This window comes from Winslowiella arboricola (assembly GCF_025527015.1).
In the GTDB taxonomy this organism is placed as follows: domain Bacteria; phylum Pseudomonadota; class Gammaproteobacteria; order Enterobacterales; family Enterobacteriaceae; genus Erwinia; species Erwinia arboricola.
On record NZ_JAODIM010000036.1, the window covers coordinates 34,557 to 53,111 of the forward strand.

An 18,555-nucleotide genomic window follows, 5' to 3' on the forward strand; every position below is an offset into this window, starting at 1 on the left:
GGATCTCCAGCATGATAATATTTGCGCGTTCTAACCCCAAAATGGGGGCGCAGTATACTTTCTTTTCGCCCGGGAGCCCTAATTAATGTCATCGCTAATCTATTTACAGGGATACCCTGAATCACTGCTCAGCCAGGTACAAACGCTGATTGAACAGCAACGTTTAGCTGAAGTATTGCAGAAACGCTATCCCGGCGGGCATAACATCACCAGTGATAAAGCCCTGTATGAGTACGCGCTGGATCTGAAAAACAGTTATCTGCGCAACGCCGCGCCGCTGAATAAAGTGGCTTACGACAGCAAAATCAAAGTGATGAAGCATGCGCTTGGCCTGCACACCGCCATTTCTCGCGTGCAGGGCGGTAAGCTGAAGGCTAAGGCGGAGATCCGCGTCGCCACCATCTTTAAACACGCGCCGGAAGCCTTTCTGCGTATGATCGTGGTGCATGAACTGGCACATATCAAAGAGAAAGACCATAACAAAGCGTTCTATCAGCTCTGCTGCCATATGGAACCCAACTATCATCAGTTTGAGTTCGATACCCGTTTATGGCTGACGGCGCAAGCGCTGGCAGGGAATGCCGCTTAAATAAAGCCTTTCGCCTTCTGGATCAGACTGGTTTTCGTCAGCGCGCCAAGAAACTTCCTTTCAACCGGATTGTTCAGAACCGGCAAACGCTCCAGCGTCACCAGCGCAAACGCCTCCCAGCCTTCGCGAATAGTCTGGCTGGCGCAGATAAACGGGAAATCGCCATCCATCACCACGCTGACCGGCGAATCGAGGGTGATTTCGCCGTCGAGGATTTTACGCGAGATATCATGAATCGATACCACGCCAAGGAACTGGCCATGATCGTTAACGATATAGACAAAGCGTTCGCGCTTCAGCGAGCTGACCGCCAGCGCTTCGCCCACTGACTGCTCCGGCAGCAGCGCCGCGCCCGGCACAATAAACTGCGAAATAATGCCGTTATCGAAATCAAACTTGGCGTCAGAACGACTAAAGTGATGGCTGATAACCGGATAGGTGCTGGCGGATTGCAAGCGATACACCATCATCGATGCCAGCACCGCAGCGATCATCACCGGAAACAGCAGGCTGCTGTTTAACGTCATCTCCAGCACCATAATGATCGCCATCAGCGGCGCCTGACTGACCGAGGCCAGCACCGCCGCCATCCCAATTGCCGCATACAGCAGCGCATTGCCTGCGGGCAAGCCCAGCGCGCTGGCAACGCTGGCGATCGCCACCCCCAACAGCGCGCCAATCAGCAGTGATGGCGTAAACAGCCCACCGACCGCGCCGGAACCCACCGACAGCGTGGTCGCAACCATTTTCAGCACCAGCAGCAGCAGCAACGCCTGCAATGCCAGGCTCCCGGCCATCACCTCCACAATCACTTCGTAGCCATTACCAAGGATATCGCTGGACACTATCGCCAGCACGCCAACGGCAAAGCCGCCGATGCCCAGCCTTAACGGCAGGCTTTTCAGCCGCGAGAACAGCCCTTTGCTTTTGCCAATCAGAAAGATCATCAGCCAGCCCGCCAGTCCGGCGACAAGGCCAATCACCACGGTCAGTCCAATGGTGGCTGGCGTCAGCTGAAACTGCACGTCGGCAAACGGATAGATCGCCGAGCGATAGCCCAGCGTCCACATCGTAAGCACTGCCACCGCGGAGGAGATAATCAGCGGGATCAGCCGTTGCAGCGCCGAGATGCCAAAGGCGATTTCCGCCACAAAGATCGCCGAGGCCAGCGGCGCGTGGTAGACCGAGGCCAGTCCGGCCGCCGCCGCCATCGCCACCACATCACTGTTTTTCAGCGCCAGCGATTTAAAGCAGTAACGGCCCATAATACTGCCGCTGAGCGCCGACAGCTGCACCATCGGCCCCTCTTTACCTATCGACGCGCCGCTGCCGATACTGGCGATAGAAGAGAGCGCACGAAACAGCGAGGTTCGGGTTGGCACCGCATCAAGGCGCGCATTGATCACCTCCAGATAGTCGGTTTTCACCGTCTGTTGCTGTTCAATCGAGGTGGCGTATTTAAGAAAGAAACCAGCAATCACCCCACCGAGGCCGACAATCAGTGGCCAGAAAAACCACGGCCAGACCGTCACTGCCTGGGTGATATCCTGCTCACTGCCGAACAACAGCTGGTTGATCAGCTCAATGATCAGACGAAATCCCAGCGTCACCAGCGACGCGACAATCCCCACCGGGATCGCCACCAGAATGCTGGTCCAGTTCAGTGCATGTTTATTTCCGGCTACTGTAATGCCCACTGCTGATCCTTTTTTTACGCCCGCGCCTGCAACGGGAAAGGCTGAAAACTATCATATTGGAAGCATGATCTCAGTATCAAATTCGCCACACGCTTCATCATTGCTCTCACTTCTGGCTGTGCTAATCTGCTGCTTCACTCACAGGATAGTGGAGCTTAAAAGCATGATTCGCCTCGCTGTTGTTGGCACCAACTGGATTACCCGCCAGTTTGTCGATGCCGCGCATGAAAGCGGTAAAATAAAACTCACCGCCGTCTACTCCCGTACGCTGGAACAGGCGCAGGCTTTTAGCCATGAGTACCCGGTCGAGCACCTGTTTATCTCGCTGGAGCAGATGGCGCAATCGGCAGATATTGATGCGGTCTATATCGCCAGCCCCAACGCCCTGCACGCTGAACAGGCGCAGCTGTTTATGCGCCACAAGAAACATGTGATTTGCGAAAAGCCGCTGGCGTCCAACTTAACGGAAGTTGAGCAGCTGATCGCCTGCGCGCGTGATAACCAGGTGATCCTGTTCGAAGCCTTTAAAACTGCCAGCCTGCCTAATTTTATTACCCTGCGTCAGGCGCTGCCGGACGTCGGTAAACTGCGCAAAGTGCTGTTTAACTACTGCCAGTACTCTTCGCGCTATCAGCGCTATCTTGATGGTGAAAACCCGAATACCTTTAATCCGGCCTGGTCAAACGGATCAGTTATGGATATCGGCTATTACAGTCTCGCCAGCGCCGTCGCCCTGTGGGGCGAACCGCAGAGCGTAAAGGCGCAGGCTACGCTGCTGGCAAGCGGCGTCGATGCCCACGGCTCTGTGGTCATGAGCTACGGTGATTTTGATGTCACTATTTTGCACTCTAAAGTCAGTGACTCACTGATCCCCAGCGAAATCCAGGGCGAAGACGGATCGCTGGTGATTGACCAGCTTTCACACTGTCAGCGTATTACCCTGACGCCGCGCGGCGGCAAAGCCAGAGAGCTGAGCCAGCCGCAGCATATTAATACTATGCTGTATGAAGCGGAGCACTTCGCGGCTCTGGTTGTTAACCATGAAGTGAATCATGCAGGACTGACCTCATCCCGGATTACGGCTAAATTGCTGACCGAAATCCGTCGTCAGACCGGCGTGGTGTTCCCGGCAGATAGCCGCAATTTCACGGCTGTGTAAATATTTCTAAATATTACATTGTTTCGTTGACCATTGCTGCCGCTGAACGTATCTTACGTTTCTGCAAAGGGGAGTAACTTCTTAGCCAGTTAATCGTCATTACGGCCATGATAAATCAGCGCATCACGCGTGATTTTAGCCCGGTTACTGGGCAACCCGGATAGCACCTTATCCTGCGTTGTAAGTGAGACCTTGCCGGAAGGCGAGGTTTTGCTTGCACGTCAACAGAGCGGCTGACGTCTTCCGATGTCAGCCGTTTTTGTTTTTAAAGGATAGTTTATGAATACTGTCGGCACGCCGTTACTCTGGGGCAGCTTCGCTGTCGTGGTTCTTATTATGCTGGCGATTGACCTGCTGTTGCAGGGACGTCGCGGCTCCCACACCATGTCACTGAAACAAGCTGCCGTCTGGTCGCTGGTGTGGGTCTCCGTCTCGCTACTGTTTAGTGCCGCCTTCTGGTGGCACCTGAATGGCACTCTTGGGCGCGAAGTGGCCGATACGCAGACTCTCGCCTTCCTTACCGGTTATGTTCTGGAAAAAGCCCTCGCGGTCGACAACGTGTTTGTCTGGCTGATGCTGTTTAGCTACTTTGCCATACCGGCGGCGCTGCAACGCCGCGTACTGATCTACGGTGTGCTTGGCGCTATTGTGCTGCGTACCATTATGATTTTTGCCGGTAGCTGGCTGGTCACACAGTTTAGCTGGATCCTGTATATCTTCGGTGCCTTCCTGCTGTTTACCGGCATCAAAATGGCGCTGGCGAAAGAAGATGACAGCGCGGTGGGTGATAAACCGGTGGTACGCTGGCTGCGCAGCCATCTGCGGATGACCGATAGCCTGGAAGGAGAGAAGTTCTTTACCCGTAAAAATGGCGTACTGTTTGCCACGCCGTTGCTGCTGGTACTGATTATGGTGGAGCTGAGCGACGTAATTTTTGCCGTCGACAGTATTCCGGCGATCTTCGCTGTCACCACTGACCCGTTTATCGTACTGACCTCAAACCTGTTCGCCATCCTCGGCCTGCGCGCCATGTACTTCCTGCTGGCGAATGTGGCGGAACGCTTCTCAATGCTGAAGTACGGCCTGGCGATTGTGCTGGTGTTTATCGGCGCGAAGATGCTGATTGTCGATATCTACCATATTCCGGTCTCGGTTTCGCTGGGGGTTGTCGGCGGTATTCTGGCACTGACGCTGTTAATTAATGCCTGGGTTAATCACCGCAACGACCAGAAAAAAATCAGCGAATAACCTTTACGGACGGCGAGAACGCCGCCCGTACATCATTCCCGTTGGGGCGGCGTTCTCGCCGCCCGCATCAAATAGTGACAATTTCCCCTTTTCCTGCCATCACATTTCCTTATACTCCCCCGGGCAAACACTTCATCTGGAGAAACACCCAGGGATGCCGGATGAAAGACTTTTATAACTATTAAGTAATGGTTTTGAACATGATGATGGAAAAGAAGCCTTCCGGCTTGCTCGCACGCCTTCTCGGTGGCAGCCTGGTGAAACAGATTATGTTTGGTCTGGTCGCTGGCATTGCTCTGGCATGGTTCTCAAAAGACACTGCGCTGGCGGTAGGTTTACTCGGTACGCTGTTTGTCAGCGCCCTGAAAGCCGTGGCGCCACTGCTGGTGCTGGTGCTGGTGATCTCGGCGATTGCCAGCCATAAGCACGGCACGAAAACCAGTATTCGCCCGATTGTGATGCTCTATCTGCTGAGCACCTTTTTCGCCGCTGTTGTGGCGGTGGTGTTCAGCCATCTCTATCCGCAAACCCTGACGCTAAGCGCCGCCAATAACGATATCACCCCACCGTCGGGGATTGTCGAGGTGTTGCGCGGTTTGCTAATGAGCATGGTTTCCAACCCGATTGATGCCCTGCTGCATGCCAATTACATCGGCATTCTGGTGTGGGGCATCGGTTTAGGTCTGGCGTTCCGCCACAGTAGCGATACCACCAAAACCCTGCTGAACGATGCCTCCGAAGCGGTCACCTGGATGGTGCGTCTGGTGATCCGCTGCGCGCCAATAGGTATTTTTGGCCTGGTAGCGTCAATTCTCGCCTCTACCGGCTTTGATGTGTTGTGGAGCTACGCCCATCTGCTGACGCTGCTGCTGGGTTGTATGGTGCTGATGGCGCTGGTATTTAACCCGATGCTGGTGTTCTGGAAAATTCGCCGTAACCCTTATCCGCTGGTGTTTACCTGCCTGCGCGAAAGTGGCGTCACCGCCTTCTTTACCCGCAGCTCAGCGGCCAATATTCCGGTGAATATGGCGCTGGCAAAACGGCTGAATCTGGACGAAGACACCTATTCGGTTTCGATTCCGCTCGGTGCCACCATCAGTATGGCCGGCGCGTCGATTACCATTACCACGCTGACGCTGGCGGCGGTACATACGCTGGGTGTCAGCATTGATGTGCCGACGGCGATTCTGTTAAGCCTGGTGGCATCCCTCTGTGCCTGTGGCGCATCCGGTGTTGCCGGTGGCTCGCTGCTGCTGATCCCGGTGGCCTGTAATATGTTTGGTATTCCGAATGAAGTGGCGATGCAGGTGGTAGCAGTGGGCTTTATTATCGGCGTACTGCAGGACTCGGCGGAAACCGCGCTGAACTCTTCCACCGATATTCTGTTTACAGCGGCCGTCTGTCAGGCGGAACAGAGTCGCGTTTCACAGCAAGCGTAATGGTAGCGGGCGGCGAGAACGCCGCCCCTGGATTATTGCAGGGGAGCCGTTCTCAGCTCCCGTATTACAAGGTTACCCCGCTTTTAAACAGCGCCAGCTCGCGGAAATCATTGCGTTCATTGTTGGTCAGTTTGCCATTAGCAATCGCCACAATCTGATCAACAAACTCACTTAGCAACGCATCCATACTGGCGCCATAAATCAGCTTACCGGCATCGAAATCGATCCAGTGCGGCTTTTTGCTTGCCAGCTCACTGTTAGTGGCAATTTTTACCGTCGGTACAAAGCCACCATACGGCGTGCCGCGCCCGGTGCTGAACAGCACCATATGACAACCGGCTCCCGCCAGCGCACTGGTTGCAACAGCATCATTCCCCGGCGCGCTTAGCAGATTGAGTCCATGTACTTTCAGCCGCTCACCATACTTCAGCACATCCACCACCTGGCTCTGCCCCGCTTTCTGCGTGCAGCCCAGTGATTTCTCTTCCAGCGTGGTGATACCGCCCGCTTTATTACCCGGTGAGGGGTTCTCGTAAATCGGTTGCTGATGGGCAATAAAATACTGTTTAAAGTCGTTGATCATACTGACGGTTTTATCGAAGGTCGCTTCATCTCGGCAGCGGCTCATCAGAATACGTTCAGCGCCAAACATCTCTGGTACTTCGGTCAGCACCGTGGTACCGCCATTGGCAATCATCTGATCCGAGAAGCGCCCCAGCAGCGGATTGGCGGTTATCCCGGATAAACCGTCAGAGCCGCCACACTCCAGCCCAAACTTCAGCTCACTCAGTTTGCCCGGCTGACGCCGATCGTTACGCATCACGTTATACAGCTGATGCAGACGCTCAATACCGGCTTCAACTTCATCATCCTGCTGCTGGCAGATCATAAAGATGACGCGATCGTTGTCGAACTCGCCGAGAGTTTCGCGGAACACATCCACTTGGTTATTTTCACAACCCAGGCCAATCACCAGCACCGCACCGGCATTCGGATGGCGCACCATATTCTGCAGCATGGTGCGGGTGTTCTCATGATCCTCACCCAACTGCGAACAACCAAACGGGTGGCTGAACAGATGAACGCCATCGATATCCGCGGCATTTTCGGTCTCGCGCAGAAAGCGCGACTGAATTTGCCGCGCAATACCGTTGACGCAACCGACGGTTGGCAGGATCCACAGCTCGTTACGGATGCCGACCTCACCACTGGCGCGGCGATAGATCGCAACGTCGCGATCCACCGCCTGCGCGGGCAGCGTCAGAAAGTCGGGCTGGTACTGATACTGATCGAGATCACTGAGATTCGTGCGTGCATTTTGCGAGTGGATCACCTCGCCCGCCGCGACCGGCTGGGTGGCATGACCAATCGGCAGGCCATATTTAATTATCAGCGCTTGCGGCTCCAGCGGCTGAAGCGCGAATTTATGGCCACGCGCCACCGGCTGCAGCAGCCTTACCGACAGATCGTCCAGCTGCAGAGTTTCCCCTTCAGCCAGATCGCTTAGCGCCACCGCGACATTATCGCGCGGGTCGATTTTAATCATGCGTTGCATAGCGGTGTTACCCCAGTTGTTGTGCTGCGGCGCGTGTACCGCGCTCGACGATAATTTGCAGGTGTTCGGTCACCGCAGCCACCAGTCCGGGTAACTGCGTCAGATCCTGTTGCCAGTGGGTTTTATCGGCCAGCACGCACTCGACCAGCTGCTGTGGCGTGATCTCCCCGCGATCCAGCTGCGGCCACAGCGTGGCAAACCGCTGCAGCCAGTGCGCATCATCCTGCAGCGAGAAGGTCTCACCGTGACGCTGACCGCGATAAAACACCAGCAGCGCCGCAAAGGCAAAAGTGAGCCGGCGTGGCCAGTGCCCCTGCTGCTGCTGACTGACCAGCAGTTGCGGCAACAGGCGGGTGCGGAATTTGGTCATACTGTTGAGCGCGATGGACAACAACTGATGACGAATAAACGGATTGCGGAAACGACTTAATACCGCATCGGCAAAAGCATGCAGCTGTTCGCCGGGCAGATCTAATGTGGGAATAATTTCATCACGCAGCATGCGGTCGACAAAAGCGGCGATATCCGTGTCATTCATCGCCTCACCGACAGTGTCCAGTCCGGCAAGATACGCCACCGGCACCAGCGCCGTATGGGCACCATTCAGGATCGCCACTTTCTGCTCTTTATAAGGTTTGATGTCATCAACCAGCCGCACATTCAGCGGATAACGATCCAGGCGCAGCTCCTGCTGCAGCCAGGCTGGCCCCTGAATCACAAACTGGTAATAGACTTCGCCAGTATCCAGGTAGTTATCGCGGTAGCCCAGTTGCTGGAAAATTTGCTCCGCTTCATCCTGCGGATAGCCGGTCACAATCCGGTCCACCAGCGTCGAACAGAAGGTGTTGTGCTGTTCCAGCCACTGCGTAAACGCGGCTGGCAATTGCCATTGTTGCGCATAACGCAATACCAGTGCTTTCAGCGCCGCGCCGTTATCATCAATCAGCTCGCACGGCAGAATAATCCAGCCTTTATCCGCCGCCGCATTAAAGTGTTTAAAGCGCTCATACAGCAGGCGCGTCAGTTTGGCCGGAAAACTGTTAGCCGGGGTATCTTCCAGCCGGTCAGCGGCATCGTAGGCAATACCGGCTTCGGTGGTATTGGAGAACACCAGACGGATACTGGCATCGCGCGCCAGCGCCAGAAATTCTTCAAACTGGCGCCAGATATGGATTTCGCGGTTTACTGAACGCACCAGCCGTGGTTCGCTCACCACTTCACCCTGATCATTCAGGCCACGGATCAGTGCGGTATAGAGGCCATCCTGACTGTTCAGGCTGTTATCCGTCTGGCTGTTAATCGGGCGAAGCACCACAATACCGGCATCGAGATCGGTATGTTCATTCAGCAGATCGATCTGCCAGTCAACAAAAGCCCGCAGAAAGTTACCTTCGCCAAACTGAATAATACGGTCGGGATGCTGCCGTCCTGGAAACTGGTTGCGATTTAGCGTTTGCATAGTCAATCCCTGGTTAAAGTTCAATGGCGAAATAGTCACGGGCATTGTTAAAGCAGATGTTTTGCACCATCTTGCCCAGCAAATCGATATCTGCTGGCGCTTCGCCGTTTTCTACCCAGCGGCCAATCATCTGGCACAACAGGCGGCGGAAATATTCATGACGGGTATACGAGAGGAAACTGCGGCTGTCGGTCAGCATGCCGACAAAGCGGCTTAATAAACCGATTTGCGCCAGCTGCGTCATCTGACGCTGCATGCCATCCAGCTGATCGTTGAACCACCAGGCAGAACCAAACTGCATCTTGCCAGGCTCGCCTTCGCCCTGGAAATTACCGGCCATGGTGGCGAGCACTTCGTTATCGCGTGGATTCAGGCAGTAAAGGATGGTTTTTGGCAGCGCATTATTGCGGTTTTGCGCATCAAGCAGACGCGCCAGCGGTTCCGCCAGCGGGCGGTCGTTAATGGAGTCAAAACCGACATCCGGCCCCAGCAGCGTCAGCTGACGGCGATTGGTATTACGCAGCGCGCCAATATGATATTGCTGCACCCAGCCGCGACGCGCGTATTCCGCTCCCAGCCACACCAGCACCGCAGTTTTAAAGCGCGCAATATCCGTTTCATCCGGCGTTGCGCCCTGCAAGCGGCGCGTCAGAATGGTGTCCAGCGTCGCATCATCGGCTTCGGCAAACAGCACCACATCCAGCGCGTGGTCAGAGACTTTACAGCCGTGGGCGGCAAAATGATCCAGGCGTTTGCTTAATGCCTGGCGCAGGTGATCGAAGCGTGAAATCGCCACATCGGCACTGGCCGACAGTTTCTGCAGATATTCGACAAACCCTTCCGCTTCAATATTGAAGGCTTTATCCGGGCGCCATGAAGGCAGCACTTTAGTGGCAAAACTGCTTTCGCGCGCCAGCGCAGCGTGATGTTGCAGATCGTCGATCGGGTCATCGGTGGTACCGACCATTTTCACTTTCATCTGCGTCATGATACCGCGTGCACTAAACGCGTCCTGCGCCAGCAGCTGATTACACTGCTGCCAGATGCTGTCGGCGGTTTTCTCTGACAGCAGAACATTGGTTATGCCAAACGGGCGGCGTAATTCGAGGTGCGTCCAGTGATAGAGAGGATTGCCGATGGTATGCGGCACGGTACGCGCCCAGGCATCAAACTTTTCACGGTCGCTGGCGTCACCGGTGCAGAATGCTTCCGGCACACCATTGGCGCGCATCGCCCGCCACTTATAGTGATCGCCCTTCAGCCAGATGTCATACAGGTTTGTAAAACGCCTGTTTTCGGCTATCTGCTGCGGCGGCAAATGACAGTGATAATCGAAAATCGGTTGATCGGCAGCGTAATCATGAAATAACCGCCGGGCAAACTCACTATCCAGTAAAAAATCTTCGCTCATAAAATGGGACATACCTGCTTCCTCTTGATCGACGTTTTTATCGCCGTGGCCTGCACGGCCCTGACGTTAAAAAGTTATCATACCAATTCTCGTCAGCGCAGTGCTAATTTTGTGATTCATCTCACATTAGCAGCATGTTTATCGTTTTGATTTCTTTTCCCGTGACCAGCTGAATGGCTAATCCCCTGACAAAACGACGAATTTATTATCCCACACAAGAAAAATGGTTTTTGTGATGGCTCTCAACTTTTAAATCTGTATGACAAGTTATCTTTAGCCCGCTATCGAAAGTTGGCATGTTTACCCTGAGGGGTTGGCGAGGAACAAGCAATTAAGGCGCTCAGCCATGCTGCGCGTTCGCGGGTAGTGCTGGCTAAAAACCAGCGAGAAGCGGTCCCGCTCCAGATAACAAGACATGCCATAAGCGCATGAAAACAGAGACTGGAAGAGGTATTAAATGCGTAAAATTAAAGGGTTACGATGGTATATGATCGGGCTGGTCACCATCGGTACGATATTAGGCTATCTGACACGCAATGCGATCGCCGTGGCGGCGCCGACACTGCAAACCGATCTGCATATCACCACTCAGCAATACTCCTATATCATTGCGGCCTACTCAGCCTGTTATACCGTTATGCAGCCGGTTGCCGGTTACATCCTCGATATCGTCGGCACCAAAATCGGCTATGCGATGTTTGCCATTATGTGGGCGATCTTCTGCGCCGCTACCGCACTGGCCGGTAGCTGGGGCGGACTGGCGATTGCCCGTGGTGCAGTTGGCGCGGCGGAAGCGGCAATGATCCCGGCAGGTTTAAAAGCCACCAGCGAATGGTTTCCGGCCAAAGAGCGCTCAATTGCCGTCGGTTACTTTAATGTTGGCTCCTCGATTGGCGCGATGCTGGCTCCGCCATTAGTGGTCTGGGCGATAATGGCCCATAGCTGGGAGATGGCGTTTGTTATTACCGGTGTACTGAGCCTGATATGGGCGATCTGCTGGCTGATTTTTTATAAACACCCAAAAGATCAGAAGAAATTAAGCGAACCAGAACGCGACTATATTCTCTCCGGTCAGGAGGCCCAGCATCAGACTAACAATGCGAAAAAAATGTCGGCCTGGCAGATCCTGCGTAACCGCCAGTTCTGGGGTATTGCGCTGCCACGTTTTTTAGCCGAACCCGCCTGGGGGACTTTTAACGCCTGGATCCCGCTGTTTATGTTTAAAGCCTATGGCTTCAATCTGAAAGAGATTGCCATGTTCGCCTGGATGCCGATGCTGTTTGCCGATCTCGGCTGCATCGTCGGCGGTTATCTGCCACCGCTGTTCCAGCGGCTGTTTGGCGTTAACCTGATTGTCTCGCGCAAACTGGTGGTTACCATGGGTGCGGTACTGATGATCGCCCCCGGCACTATCGGCCTGTTTACCAGTCCTTATGTCGCCATTGGCTTATTATGTATTGGCGGCTTTGCGCATCAGTCACTGTCCGGCGCGCTGATCACGCTCTCTTCTGATGTCTTTGGTCGCAATGAAGTGGCGACGGCCAACGGTCTGACCGGTATGGCCGCGTGGACCGCCAGTACTATGTTTGCGCTGGTAGTCGGTGCGCTGGCGGATACGCTTGGTTTCAGCCCGCTGTTCGCGGCGCTGGCAGTGTTTGACCTGCTGGGTGCGGTCGCCATCTGGACTCTGCTGAAAAATCAGCCGGTGTCAGAACTCACCGCCCAAAGTAGCGCCATCCCGCCGGTTAATGCGGTACCAAAAGCATAATCTCAACCACAGGCCGAAAGGATTCGGCCCCTGCGCTGTAAAATCCGGCAATAAACTGGTATAACAACTACCCCCCCCACGTGTTTATATTCCGGAGACGCCATCATGGAACTGAGCGAATCACGCCGTCTTTATCAGCAACTGGCTGCCGAACTAAAACGGCGCCTCGAAGCAGGTGATTACGCCGTGGGTGATAAATTGCCTGCCGAGCGCATTATCGCCGAAGAGACCGGCGTCAGTCGCACCGTGGTGCGGGAAGCGATCATTATGCTGGAAGTGGAAGGTTACGTTGAAGTGCGTAAAGGCTCTGGCATCCACGTGGTCAGCAATCAGCAGAAAAAGAGCGTTACGCCCCATAGTCAGCTCGAGTTCGCCAATTTCGGCCCTTTTGAGTTGCTTCAGGCGCGCCAGCTGATTGAGAGTAATGTGGCTGAATTTGCCGCCACTCAGGTTACCCGTCAGGATATTATGCAACTGATGGAGATTCAGGAGCAGGCGCGCAATGAAGATCGTTTTCGCGACTCAGAATGGGATATGAAATTCCATGTGCAGATAGCGCAAGCGACGCAAAATAGCGCGTTAGCCGCGATTGTCGAAAAGATGTGGTCGCACCGCCTGTACAACCCTTACTGGCTGAAGCTGCACGAGCATATAGACGATAAATCGATTGAAAGCTGGTGTGACGATCATGACCGCATTCTAAAAGCGCTGATGCGTAAAGATCCCGCCGCCAGCAAACTGGCGATGTGGCAGCATCTGGAGAACACCCGACAGATGTTATTCCGTGCCACCAGCGATGACTTCGAATTTAATGTCGATCGCTATATGTTCGCCGAAAACCCGGTGATAACCCTCGAAAAATCGGAAAAGCCAGAGTAAAAATCGCCTTTCCTGCCCCGGCTGACAAATTAAGCAAACCTGCAATAGTGTCAGCCTGTGTAAAACTCCTTTCTGCTAACGCCATTGAACGGTAAAACACCCATGCTGTTGCTAGTTTCTCCTGTCTCAGAGTGGCGAATTTTGTTACAGTTAACTGCCTTTTCTTACCCTTTGCGACGGGCCAGAAATAGAGTGCTGCTTTTATGCACGTAATGTGAGTTTATCCCAATCCGGCGGCGGCCAGTGCCTGGCAAAACGAGCAAAATCAGCGCCAGCCTGTCAGAGTTTCTACTCCAGCGAGCGTGTTTAACAATGATGTTCAGGAAGACTTAATGGATATTATGAAAGCGTTGTTGCATGCATTGTGGCAACAAGATTTTGAGACTCTTGCCGATCCCACTCTGGTTTGGGCCATTTACGGCATCCTGTTTATGATTTTGTTTCTGGAGAATGGCCTGTTACCCGCAGCCTTTCTGCCCGGCGACAGCTTACTGATTCTGGTCGGCGTACTGATCGCCAAAGGAACCATGAATTTCCCGCTTACCATTTTTATCCTGACTACCGCCGCCAGCCTCGGCTGCTGGGTCAGTTATATACAGGGTAAGTGGCTGGGAAATACCGATACGGTACAGAAGTGGCTATCACATCTGCCCGCGCAGTATCACCAGCGTGCGCATAGCCTGTTTCACCGCCACGGTCTTTCGGCGCTGTTAATTGGCCGCTTTATCGCGTTTGTGCGCACCCTGCTGCCGACCATTGCCGGCTTATCCGGCCTCAGCAATGCCCGCTTCCAGTTTTTTAACTGGATGAGCGCGCTACTATGGGTAGTGATTCTTACCGTTCTCGGCTTCGCGCTCGGTAAAACGCCGATTTTCCGTCGTTATGAAGATCAGCTGATGTTCTGCCTGATGCTGCTGCCGCTGGTACTGCTGGTGTTTGGACTGTTTGGCTCACTGTATGTGCTGTGGCGTAAAAAACGCAGCAGCAGCAACGAGAAAGGGAGCTGAGAATGATGCTGCAACCTAAATGGATAGCGGCGCGCCGGCGCCTGATGCCCTGGCTGATGCTAAGTGTGCTGGCGCTGCTGGCCGTGGCCCTGATGCCAGCGATCTATCGTCAGGAAACCGCGTTACAGATCCGCGCTTCCCGGCAGGGAACCTCGCTGCCTGATGGTTTCTATGTCTGGCAACGCCTTAATGCGCAGGGCATCCAGATTAAGAGCATCACCCCGGATCGCGATTCGCTGGTCATCAAGTTTGATTCCCGGGAGCAGAGCATCGCGGCACAAAAAGCATTACGCGAAATCCTGCCGTATGGTTTTGAAATTGCGCAGATGGACTCTTCATCATCGAAGAACTGGTTCAGTCGTATCAGCTTTAATCCTCAGTCGGTAGGCTGAGGATCCCCCACTCTTTTCACTTTTCGCCACCAGGAACATTCCTGCTTCTTTCCTCTGCTTTGAGCTTTGACGGATTTCTGACTATCCTTACAAAGTGTTATCTGTCTCACCGCAGACTCAGGACCCCAGAGTGACGATCAGAATGCTGGTCGGCATATCAACAAAGGAAGGTAAAGTCAGATGAAACTTCGCTACATTCTCTGCCCGGCTCTATTCTCTCTCTCCGGCTTTGTTCAGGCAGCAGAACCACTCTGTCTGCAGAAAGAGCAAGCGATCCAGCATGAAATCGATATGGCCCGTAAGCATGATAATCAGCGCCGGATCACCGGGCTGGAACGTGCTTTGACGGAAGCGCGCGCAGGCTGTACCGATGCAAAGCTGAAAGGCGAGCATCAGGAGAAGATTAAACAGCACCAGCAGGAAATTACTCAGCGTGAGCATGATCTAAAAGAAGCACGGGATAAGGGCGACAGTGAAAAAATCGCCAAACGTGAGAAAAAACTGGCAGAAGCACGGGAAGAGTTAAAAAGCACAGAAGCGGCACCTTACTAACTGACCTGATTTAATCATCATAAAGGAGTGTTTCATGTCAAAAGATACCACCTCAGAACATCTGCGCGCCGAATTAAAAAACCTGGCGGATACGCTGGAAGAAGTGTTGAGCAGCTCGGCTGACAAATCGAAAAGTGAGCTGGACAAGCTGCGCAGCAAAGCGCGCGCTACGCTGGAAGAGTCCCGTCATCGTCTGGGTGAATCCGGCGAACGCCTCGCGCAGACCACGCGTGAAGCCGCTGGCCGCGCTGACGAGTATGTGCGTGAAAATCCATGGCATGGTGTAGGCATCGGCGCCGCAGTGGGTGTGGTGCTCGGCGTGCTGCTGACGCGTCGTTAATCATGGCCGACTCACAGCAAAGCCACGGCCCGGGCAAAGGGGTCATTAACATTGGACAGCGTGTACTCACCACGCTGGTCGGCATGGTTGAAACCCGCGTACGGCTGGCAGTGGTCGAGCTGGAGGAAGAGAAAGCCAATCTGCTGCAAATGCTGCTGATGGTCGGTCTCACCATGCTGTTTACCGCATTTGGTCTGATGAGCCTGATGGTGCTGATTATCTGGGCAGTTGACGCGCAGTATCGTCTGATGGCGATTGGCATCACCACCGGCGTGCTGTTCGCTCTTGCTCTGTTCTTTGGCCTGTGGACGCTGAGCAAGTCGCGCAAATCGACATTGCTCAGCGCCACACGTAAAGAGCTGGAGACCGACCGCAAACTGCTTGAGGATGACGCATGAGTCAGCGCGAGCGCCAACAGCGCAAGGCTGAGCTGCTGGGCAGAGTGCAGCAGCAACGTCTGGATCTCAGTGCCGCACGGCGTGACTGGCTGGCACATACCGCTCGCTACGATCATGGCTGGCTCACGCTAATCAGCCTGCGGCGTTACCTGCTGCTCGGCAGTAGCGCGCTGGCTATCTGGACCACGCGCAACACCCGACGCAAATCGGGCTTTTTATTGCGTTGGGCGCGGCGTGGTTTTGGTATCTGGAGCACCTGGCGTCTGATTCGCAAGAATTTGCCGTCAGCTGATTAACAGAACGGGCGGCGAAAACGCCGCCCCTACAGCGTTCTGATCCCAGGCACGGCGTTTTCGCCGCATCTGTCAAAGAATTGCACTTCATCCCACTCGCCCATCCCCATCTTCATATTTATTGAACAACATCGACAGTATATCTCGCTTACAACCGTCACCTTTCGCGATTATCATCTTCAACAACCTGAGGACTCCAGCGCAAACTGCCCGCGAGCCTTGTTACTTAGCTGGCTGACTTGTGCTGCCTATAATAAAAAAACACGTTGGAGATGATGATGAAAAAATTAGAAGATACTGGCCTGCTGATTGCACGCATTCTGATGCCAATCCTGTTTATTACCGCAGGTTGGGGAAAAATCACCGGTTATGCCGGTACGCAGCAGTATATGGAAGCGATGGGCGTACCGGGCTTCTTCCTGCCACTGACCATTCTGCTTGAGTTTGGCGGCGGTCTGGCGATTCTGTTTGGCTTCCTGACCCGCACAACCGCGCTGTTTACCGCTGGTTTTACCATTCTGACCGCGCTGATTTTCCACAACAACTTTGCGGAAGGCGTTAACCAGATGATGTTTATGAAAAACCTGAGCATTGCCGGCGGCTTCCTGGCGCTGGGTATCAGCGGTCCGGGCGCATTCAGCATCGACCGCATTATCAATAAAAAATGGTAAGCTCCGCAGTCTATACTGTGTAAGTAATCGCAAGGGCGAGGATGACAACATCCTCGCCTCGTTTTTTTTCGGGAGGATTTATGGGACAACTAATTGACGGTGTCTGGCACGACAACTGGTATGACACCAAATCCACCGGCGGGCGCTTTAAGCGCTCAGAATCTGCCTTTCGTAACTGGGTGACAGCCGATGGCGAAGCCGGTGCAACCGGCAAAAGCGGCTTTCGCGCCGAGCGTGACCGCTACCATCTGTATGTCTCCCTTGCCTGTCCGTGGGCGCACCGCACGCTGTTAATGCGCAAGCTCAAAGGCCTGGAAGAACTGATCCCGGTTTCCGTGGTGCATCCGCTGATGCTGGAAAACGGCTGGACCTTTGATGATGATTTCCCGGCGGCCACCGGCGACAGCCTGTATCAGAATGAATTCCTCTATCAGCTCTATCTGCATGCCGACAAAGAGTACACCGGACGCGTGACCGTGCCGGTATTGTGGGACAAACAGCTGAACACCATCGTCAGTAATGAGTCCGCCGATATTATCCGCATGTTTAACTCGGCGTTTGATGGTGTTGGCGCCCGTGCCGGCGATTACTATCCGGCAGAACTGCGCAGCAGTATCGATGAAGTGAATAGCTGGGTGTACGACACGGTTAACAATGGTGTGTATAAAAGCGGCTTCGCTACATCGCAGGAAGCCTACGATGAGGCGGTGACCACGCTGTTCAGCTCACTGGATCGCCTTGAGCAGATGCTGGGACAGCATCGCTATCTGACCGGTGACCGACTGACCGAAGCCGATCTGCGCCTGTGGACCACGCTGGTGCGCTTTGATCCGGTTTATGTCACCCATTTTAAATGCGACAAGCATCGTATTGGCGATTACCTGAATCTGAATGGTTTCCTGCGTGAGATCTACCAGATGCCAGGCATTGCTGAAACCGTCGATCTGGCGCATATCCGTCATCACTACTATTGCAGCCATAAAACCATTAATCCGCACGGGGTGATCTCAACCGGCCCGGCGTTTAACTGGGATGAACCGCATGGCCGCGATCATCTGTAATTGATTACTGGTAAAGAGGAGGCCATCACTGGCTCCTTTTTTTTATGCAAACAGATAATTACGCAGCGGCATCTCCGCCACCTGATGAATCAGCGTCATCAGCGGCTGGCAGGGGTGCGCCTCATCCGTGCCGCGCAGCTGACGTAAGTGAGCCAGCGCCGCCGTGACATCGGGATATTTTGTCGGTTGGCTAAAGGTAAGATAGAGCGCCAGCACCGCCACCGAACGGCTGCGGCCGCCGCGGCAATGCACCAGGATATCGCCGCGTCGATGCAGCGGATACGAGGGCTTGCCGGGACTTTCCTGATGCACCATGCCATCCAGCGCCAGCACGCCTGCCAGCAGATGATTGACGTGATTGCCCGCGCCATCGATCAATCCTACCTGCGTGCGACGCACCGTGGTGCCATCTGCCAGCGTCAGTGCAGCAGGATGCAGATTCACCGCCAGGTTAAGCGTCGAGGTAATACCGCTTTGCAGCAGCAGCGCGCCATCCTGGGCGGCAGGCAGATTACCCAGCCACAGCCAGCGGTCACTATTGGGCAGCGGCGCCGCACGTAATAATACCGCCTGCTTGTCCTGTTTTTTTTCGGCCTGACGCCGTGCATGCTGCGCTTCTTCGGTTAACGTCATCATA

The 18,555-nt window shown here is 54.3% G+C and carries 19 protein-coding genes; 14 read left to right on the plus strand and 5 right to left on the minus strand.

The annotated features are described in order from the left end of the window. The first annotated feature begins 85 nt into the window (after nucleotides 1–85). Nucleotides 86–589 carry a M48 metallopeptidase family protein gene (locus N5923_RS03920; protein WP_267141229.1) on the plus strand — a complete coding sequence of 168 codons (504 nt, stop codon included), beginning with the start codon at nucleotides 86–88 and terminating at the stop codon, nucleotides 587–589. Here N5923_RS03920 and N5923_RS03925 read toward each other — a convergent pair. Next, complete coding sequence (locus N5923_RS03925) at nucleotides 586–2,280, minus strand: chloride channel protein (protein ID WP_267141256.1); 1,695 nt, start codon at nucleotides 2,278–2,280, stop codon at nucleotides 586–588. The two genes, N5923_RS03920 and N5923_RS03925, sit on opposite strands and share 4 nt — an antisense overlap. Before the next feature lie 169 nt (nucleotides 2,281–2,449). Here N5923_RS03925 and N5923_RS03930 point away from each other — a divergent pair, with 169 nt between their 5' ends. The 3 genes from N5923_RS03930 to sstT all read left to right on the plus strand — a co-directional run bounded on the left by N5923_RS03930 (nucleotide 2,450) and on the right by sstT (nucleotide 6,132). Next, nucleotides 2,450–3,445 (plus strand): Gfo/Idh/MocA family protein, encoded by a 996-nt coding sequence (locus N5923_RS03930; protein WP_267141230.1) that lies wholly within the window; start codon nucleotides 2,450–2,452, stop codon nucleotides 3,443–3,445. Nucleotides 3,446–3,724: 279 nt separating this feature from the next. Next, nucleotides 3,725–4,693, plus strand: coding sequence for a TerC family protein (locus tag N5923_RS03935; protein WP_267141231.1), 969 nt, complete (start codon nucleotides 3,725–3,727; stop codon nucleotides 4,691–4,693). Nucleotides 4,694–4,899: 206 nt separating this feature from the next. Then, nucleotides 4,900–6,132: a serine/threonine transporter SstT gene (gene sstT, locus N5923_RS03940; RefSeq protein ID WP_267141257.1), complete on the plus strand. Its 1,233-nt coding sequence runs from the start codon at nucleotides 4,900–4,902 to the stop codon at nucleotides 6,130–6,132. A gap of 64 nt (nucleotides 6,133–6,196) precedes the next feature. On the opposite strand, the gene N5923_RS03945 is transcribed toward sstT, so the two are convergent. From N5923_RS03945 to uxaC, 3 genes are read right to left on the minus strand one after another with little or no spacing between them, the layout of a single operon-like run. Then, nucleotides 6,197–7,687, minus strand: a complete 1,491-nt coding sequence (locus N5923_RS03945; RefSeq protein WP_267141232.1) for a UxaA family hydrolase — start codon at nucleotides 7,685–7,687, stop codon at nucleotides 6,197–6,199. A 7-nt stretch (nucleotides 7,688–7,694) separates the two neighbouring features. Next, nucleotides 7,695–9,146, minus strand: coding sequence for a tagaturonate reductase (locus N5923_RS03950; protein ID WP_267141233.1), 1,452 nt, complete (start codon nucleotides 9,144–9,146; stop codon nucleotides 7,695–7,697). Between the two features lie 13 nt (nucleotides 9,147–9,159). Continuing rightward, a complete protein-coding gene (gene uxaC, locus N5923_RS03955) occupies nucleotides 9,160–10,569 on the minus strand; it encodes a glucuronate isomerase (RefSeq protein WP_267141234.1) in 1,410 nt (469 codons plus the stop codon). 445 nt (nucleotides 10,570–11,014) lie between these two features. Here uxaC and N5923_RS03960 point away from each other — a divergent pair, with 445 nt between their 5' ends. From N5923_RS03960 to N5923_RS04005, 10 genes are all read left to right on the plus strand, one after another. After that, nucleotides 11,015–12,325, plus strand: a complete 1,311-nt coding sequence (locus N5923_RS03960) for an MFS transporter (RefSeq protein ID WP_267141235.1) — start codon at nucleotides 11,015–11,017, stop codon at nucleotides 12,323–12,325. Nucleotides 12,326–12,430: 105 nt separating this feature from the next. Continuing rightward, the gene (exuR, locus tag N5923_RS03965) at nucleotides 12,431–13,204 is read left to right on the plus strand and encodes a transcriptional regulator ExuR (protein WP_267141236.1); all 774 of its coding nucleotides are present in this window, start codon (nucleotides 12,431–12,433) and stop codon (nucleotides 13,202–13,204) included. 332 nt (nucleotides 13,205–13,536) lie between these two features. Beyond that, complete coding sequence (locus N5923_RS03970) at nucleotides 13,537–14,211, plus strand: DedA family protein (protein WP_267141237.1); 675 nt, start codon at nucleotides 13,537–13,539, stop codon at nucleotides 14,209–14,211. A 2-nt stretch (nucleotides 14,212–14,213) separates the two neighbouring features. Continuing rightward, nucleotides 14,214–14,603: an EnvZ/OmpR regulon moderator MzrA gene (gene mzrA / locus N5923_RS03975; protein WP_267141238.1), complete on the plus strand. Its 390-nt coding sequence runs from the start codon at nucleotides 14,214–14,216 to the stop codon at nucleotides 14,601–14,603. A gap of 180 nt (nucleotides 14,604–14,783) precedes the next feature. Next, nucleotides 14,784–15,155 (plus strand): DUF1090 domain-containing protein, encoded by a 372-nt coding sequence (locus N5923_RS03980; RefSeq protein ID WP_267141239.1) that lies wholly within the window; start codon nucleotides 14,784–14,786, stop codon nucleotides 15,153–15,155. Nucleotides 15,156–15,189: 34 nt separating this feature from the next. Continuing rightward, nucleotides 15,190–15,495 (plus strand): DUF883 family protein, encoded by a 306-nt coding sequence (locus N5923_RS03985; protein ID WP_267141240.1) that lies wholly within the window; start codon nucleotides 15,190–15,192, stop codon nucleotides 15,493–15,495. A 2-nt stretch (nucleotides 15,496–15,497) separates the two neighbouring features. Continuing rightward, on the plus strand, nucleotides 15,498–15,893 hold the full coding sequence (locus N5923_RS03990) for a phage holin family protein (protein ID WP_267141241.1): 396 nt from the start codon (nucleotides 15,498–15,500) through the stop codon (nucleotides 15,891–15,893). Continuing rightward, nucleotides 15,890–16,189, plus strand: a complete 300-nt coding sequence (locus N5923_RS03995; protein ID WP_267141242.1) for a YqjK-like family protein — start codon at nucleotides 15,890–15,892, stop codon at nucleotides 16,187–16,189. The genes N5923_RS03990 and N5923_RS03995 overlap by 4 nt, the downstream gene beginning before the upstream one ends. Before the next feature lie 275 nt (nucleotides 16,190–16,464). Continuing rightward, complete coding sequence (locus N5923_RS04000) at nucleotides 16,465–16,857, plus strand: DoxX family protein (protein ID WP_267141243.1); 393 nt, start codon at nucleotides 16,465–16,467, stop codon at nucleotides 16,855–16,857. An 80-nt stretch (nucleotides 16,858–16,937) separates the two neighbouring features. Further along, on the plus strand, nucleotides 16,938–17,918 hold the full coding sequence (locus N5923_RS04005) for a glutathione S-transferase family protein (RefSeq protein ID WP_267141244.1): 981 nt from the start codon (nucleotides 16,938–16,940) through the stop codon (nucleotides 17,916–17,918). A 42-nt stretch (nucleotides 17,919–17,960) separates the two neighbouring features. Here the strand turns inward: N5923_RS04005 and N5923_RS04010 are convergent, their stop codons facing one another. Then, on the minus strand, nucleotides 17,961–18,551 hold the full coding sequence (locus N5923_RS04010; RefSeq protein WP_267145219.1) for a protein-tyrosine phosphatase family protein: 591 nt from the start codon (nucleotides 18,549–18,551) through the stop codon (nucleotides 17,961–17,963). Nucleotides 18,552–18,555 lie beyond the last annotated feature (4 nt).

What these genes read in the sequence shown, in the direction of transcription:
- N5923_RS03920 (WP_267141229.1), top strand. Translation starts at nt 86, where the DNA reads ATGTCATCGCTAATCTATTTACAGGGATACCCTGAATCACTGCTCAGC.
- N5923_RS03930 (WP_267141230.1), top strand. Translation starts at nt 2,450, where the DNA reads ATGATTCGCCTCGCTGTTGTTGGCACCAACTGGATTACCCGCCAGTTT.
- N5923_RS03935 (WP_267141231.1), top strand. Translation starts at nt 3,725, where the DNA reads ATGAATACTGTCGGCACGCCGTTACTCTGGGGCAGCTTCGCTGTCGTG.
- sstT (WP_267141257.1), top strand. Translation starts at nt 4,900, where the DNA reads ATGGAAAAGAAGCCTTCCGGCTTGCTCGCACGCCTTCTCGGTGGCAGC.
- N5923_RS03945 (WP_267141232.1), bottom strand. Translation starts at nt 7,687, where the DNA reads ATGCAACGCATGATTAAAATCGACCCGCGCGATAATGTCGCGGTGGCG.
- N5923_RS03950 (WP_267141233.1), bottom strand. Translation starts at nt 9,146, where the DNA reads ATGCAAACGCTAAATCGCAACCAGTTTCCAGGACGGCAGCATCCCGAC.
- uxaC (WP_267141234.1), bottom strand. Translation starts at nt 10,569, where the DNA reads ATGTCCCATTTTATGAGCGAAGATTTTTTACTGGATAGTGAGTTTGCC.
- N5923_RS03960 (WP_267141235.1), top strand. Translation starts at nt 11,015, where the DNA reads ATGCGTAAAATTAAAGGGTTACGATGGTATATGATCGGGCTGGTCACC.
- exuR (WP_267141236.1), top strand. Translation starts at nt 12,431, where the DNA reads ATGGAACTGAGCGAATCACGCCGTCTTTATCAGCAACTGGCTGCCGAA.
- N5923_RS03970 (WP_267141237.1), top strand. Translation starts at nt 13,537, where the DNA reads ATGGATATTATGAAAGCGTTGTTGCATGCATTGTGGCAACAAGATTTT.
- mzrA (WP_267141238.1), top strand. Translation starts at nt 14,214, where the DNA reads ATGATGCTGCAACCTAAATGGATAGCGGCGCGCCGGCGCCTGATGCCC.
- N5923_RS03980 (WP_267141239.1), top strand. Translation starts at nt 14,784, where the DNA reads ATGAAACTTCGCTACATTCTCTGCCCGGCTCTATTCTCTCTCTCCGGC.
- N5923_RS03985 (WP_267141240.1), top strand. Translation starts at nt 15,190, where the DNA reads ATGTCAAAAGATACCACCTCAGAACATCTGCGCGCCGAATTAAAAAAC.
- N5923_RS03990 (WP_267141241.1), top strand. Translation starts at nt 15,498, where the DNA reads ATGGCCGACTCACAGCAAAGCCACGGCCCGGGCAAAGGGGTCATTAAC.
- N5923_RS03995 (WP_267141242.1), top strand. Translation starts at nt 15,890, where the DNA reads ATGAGTCAGCGCGAGCGCCAACAGCGCAAGGCTGAGCTGCTGGGCAGA.
- N5923_RS04000 (WP_267141243.1), top strand. Translation starts at nt 16,465, where the DNA reads ATGAAAAAATTAGAAGATACTGGCCTGCTGATTGCACGCATTCTGATG.
- N5923_RS04005 (WP_267141244.1), top strand. Translation starts at nt 16,938, where the DNA reads ATGGGACAACTAATTGACGGTGTCTGGCACGACAACTGGTATGACACC.
- N5923_RS04010 (WP_267145219.1), bottom strand. Translation starts at nt 18,551, where the DNA reads ATGACGTTAACCGAAGAAGCGCAGCATGCACGGCGTCAGGCCGAAAAA.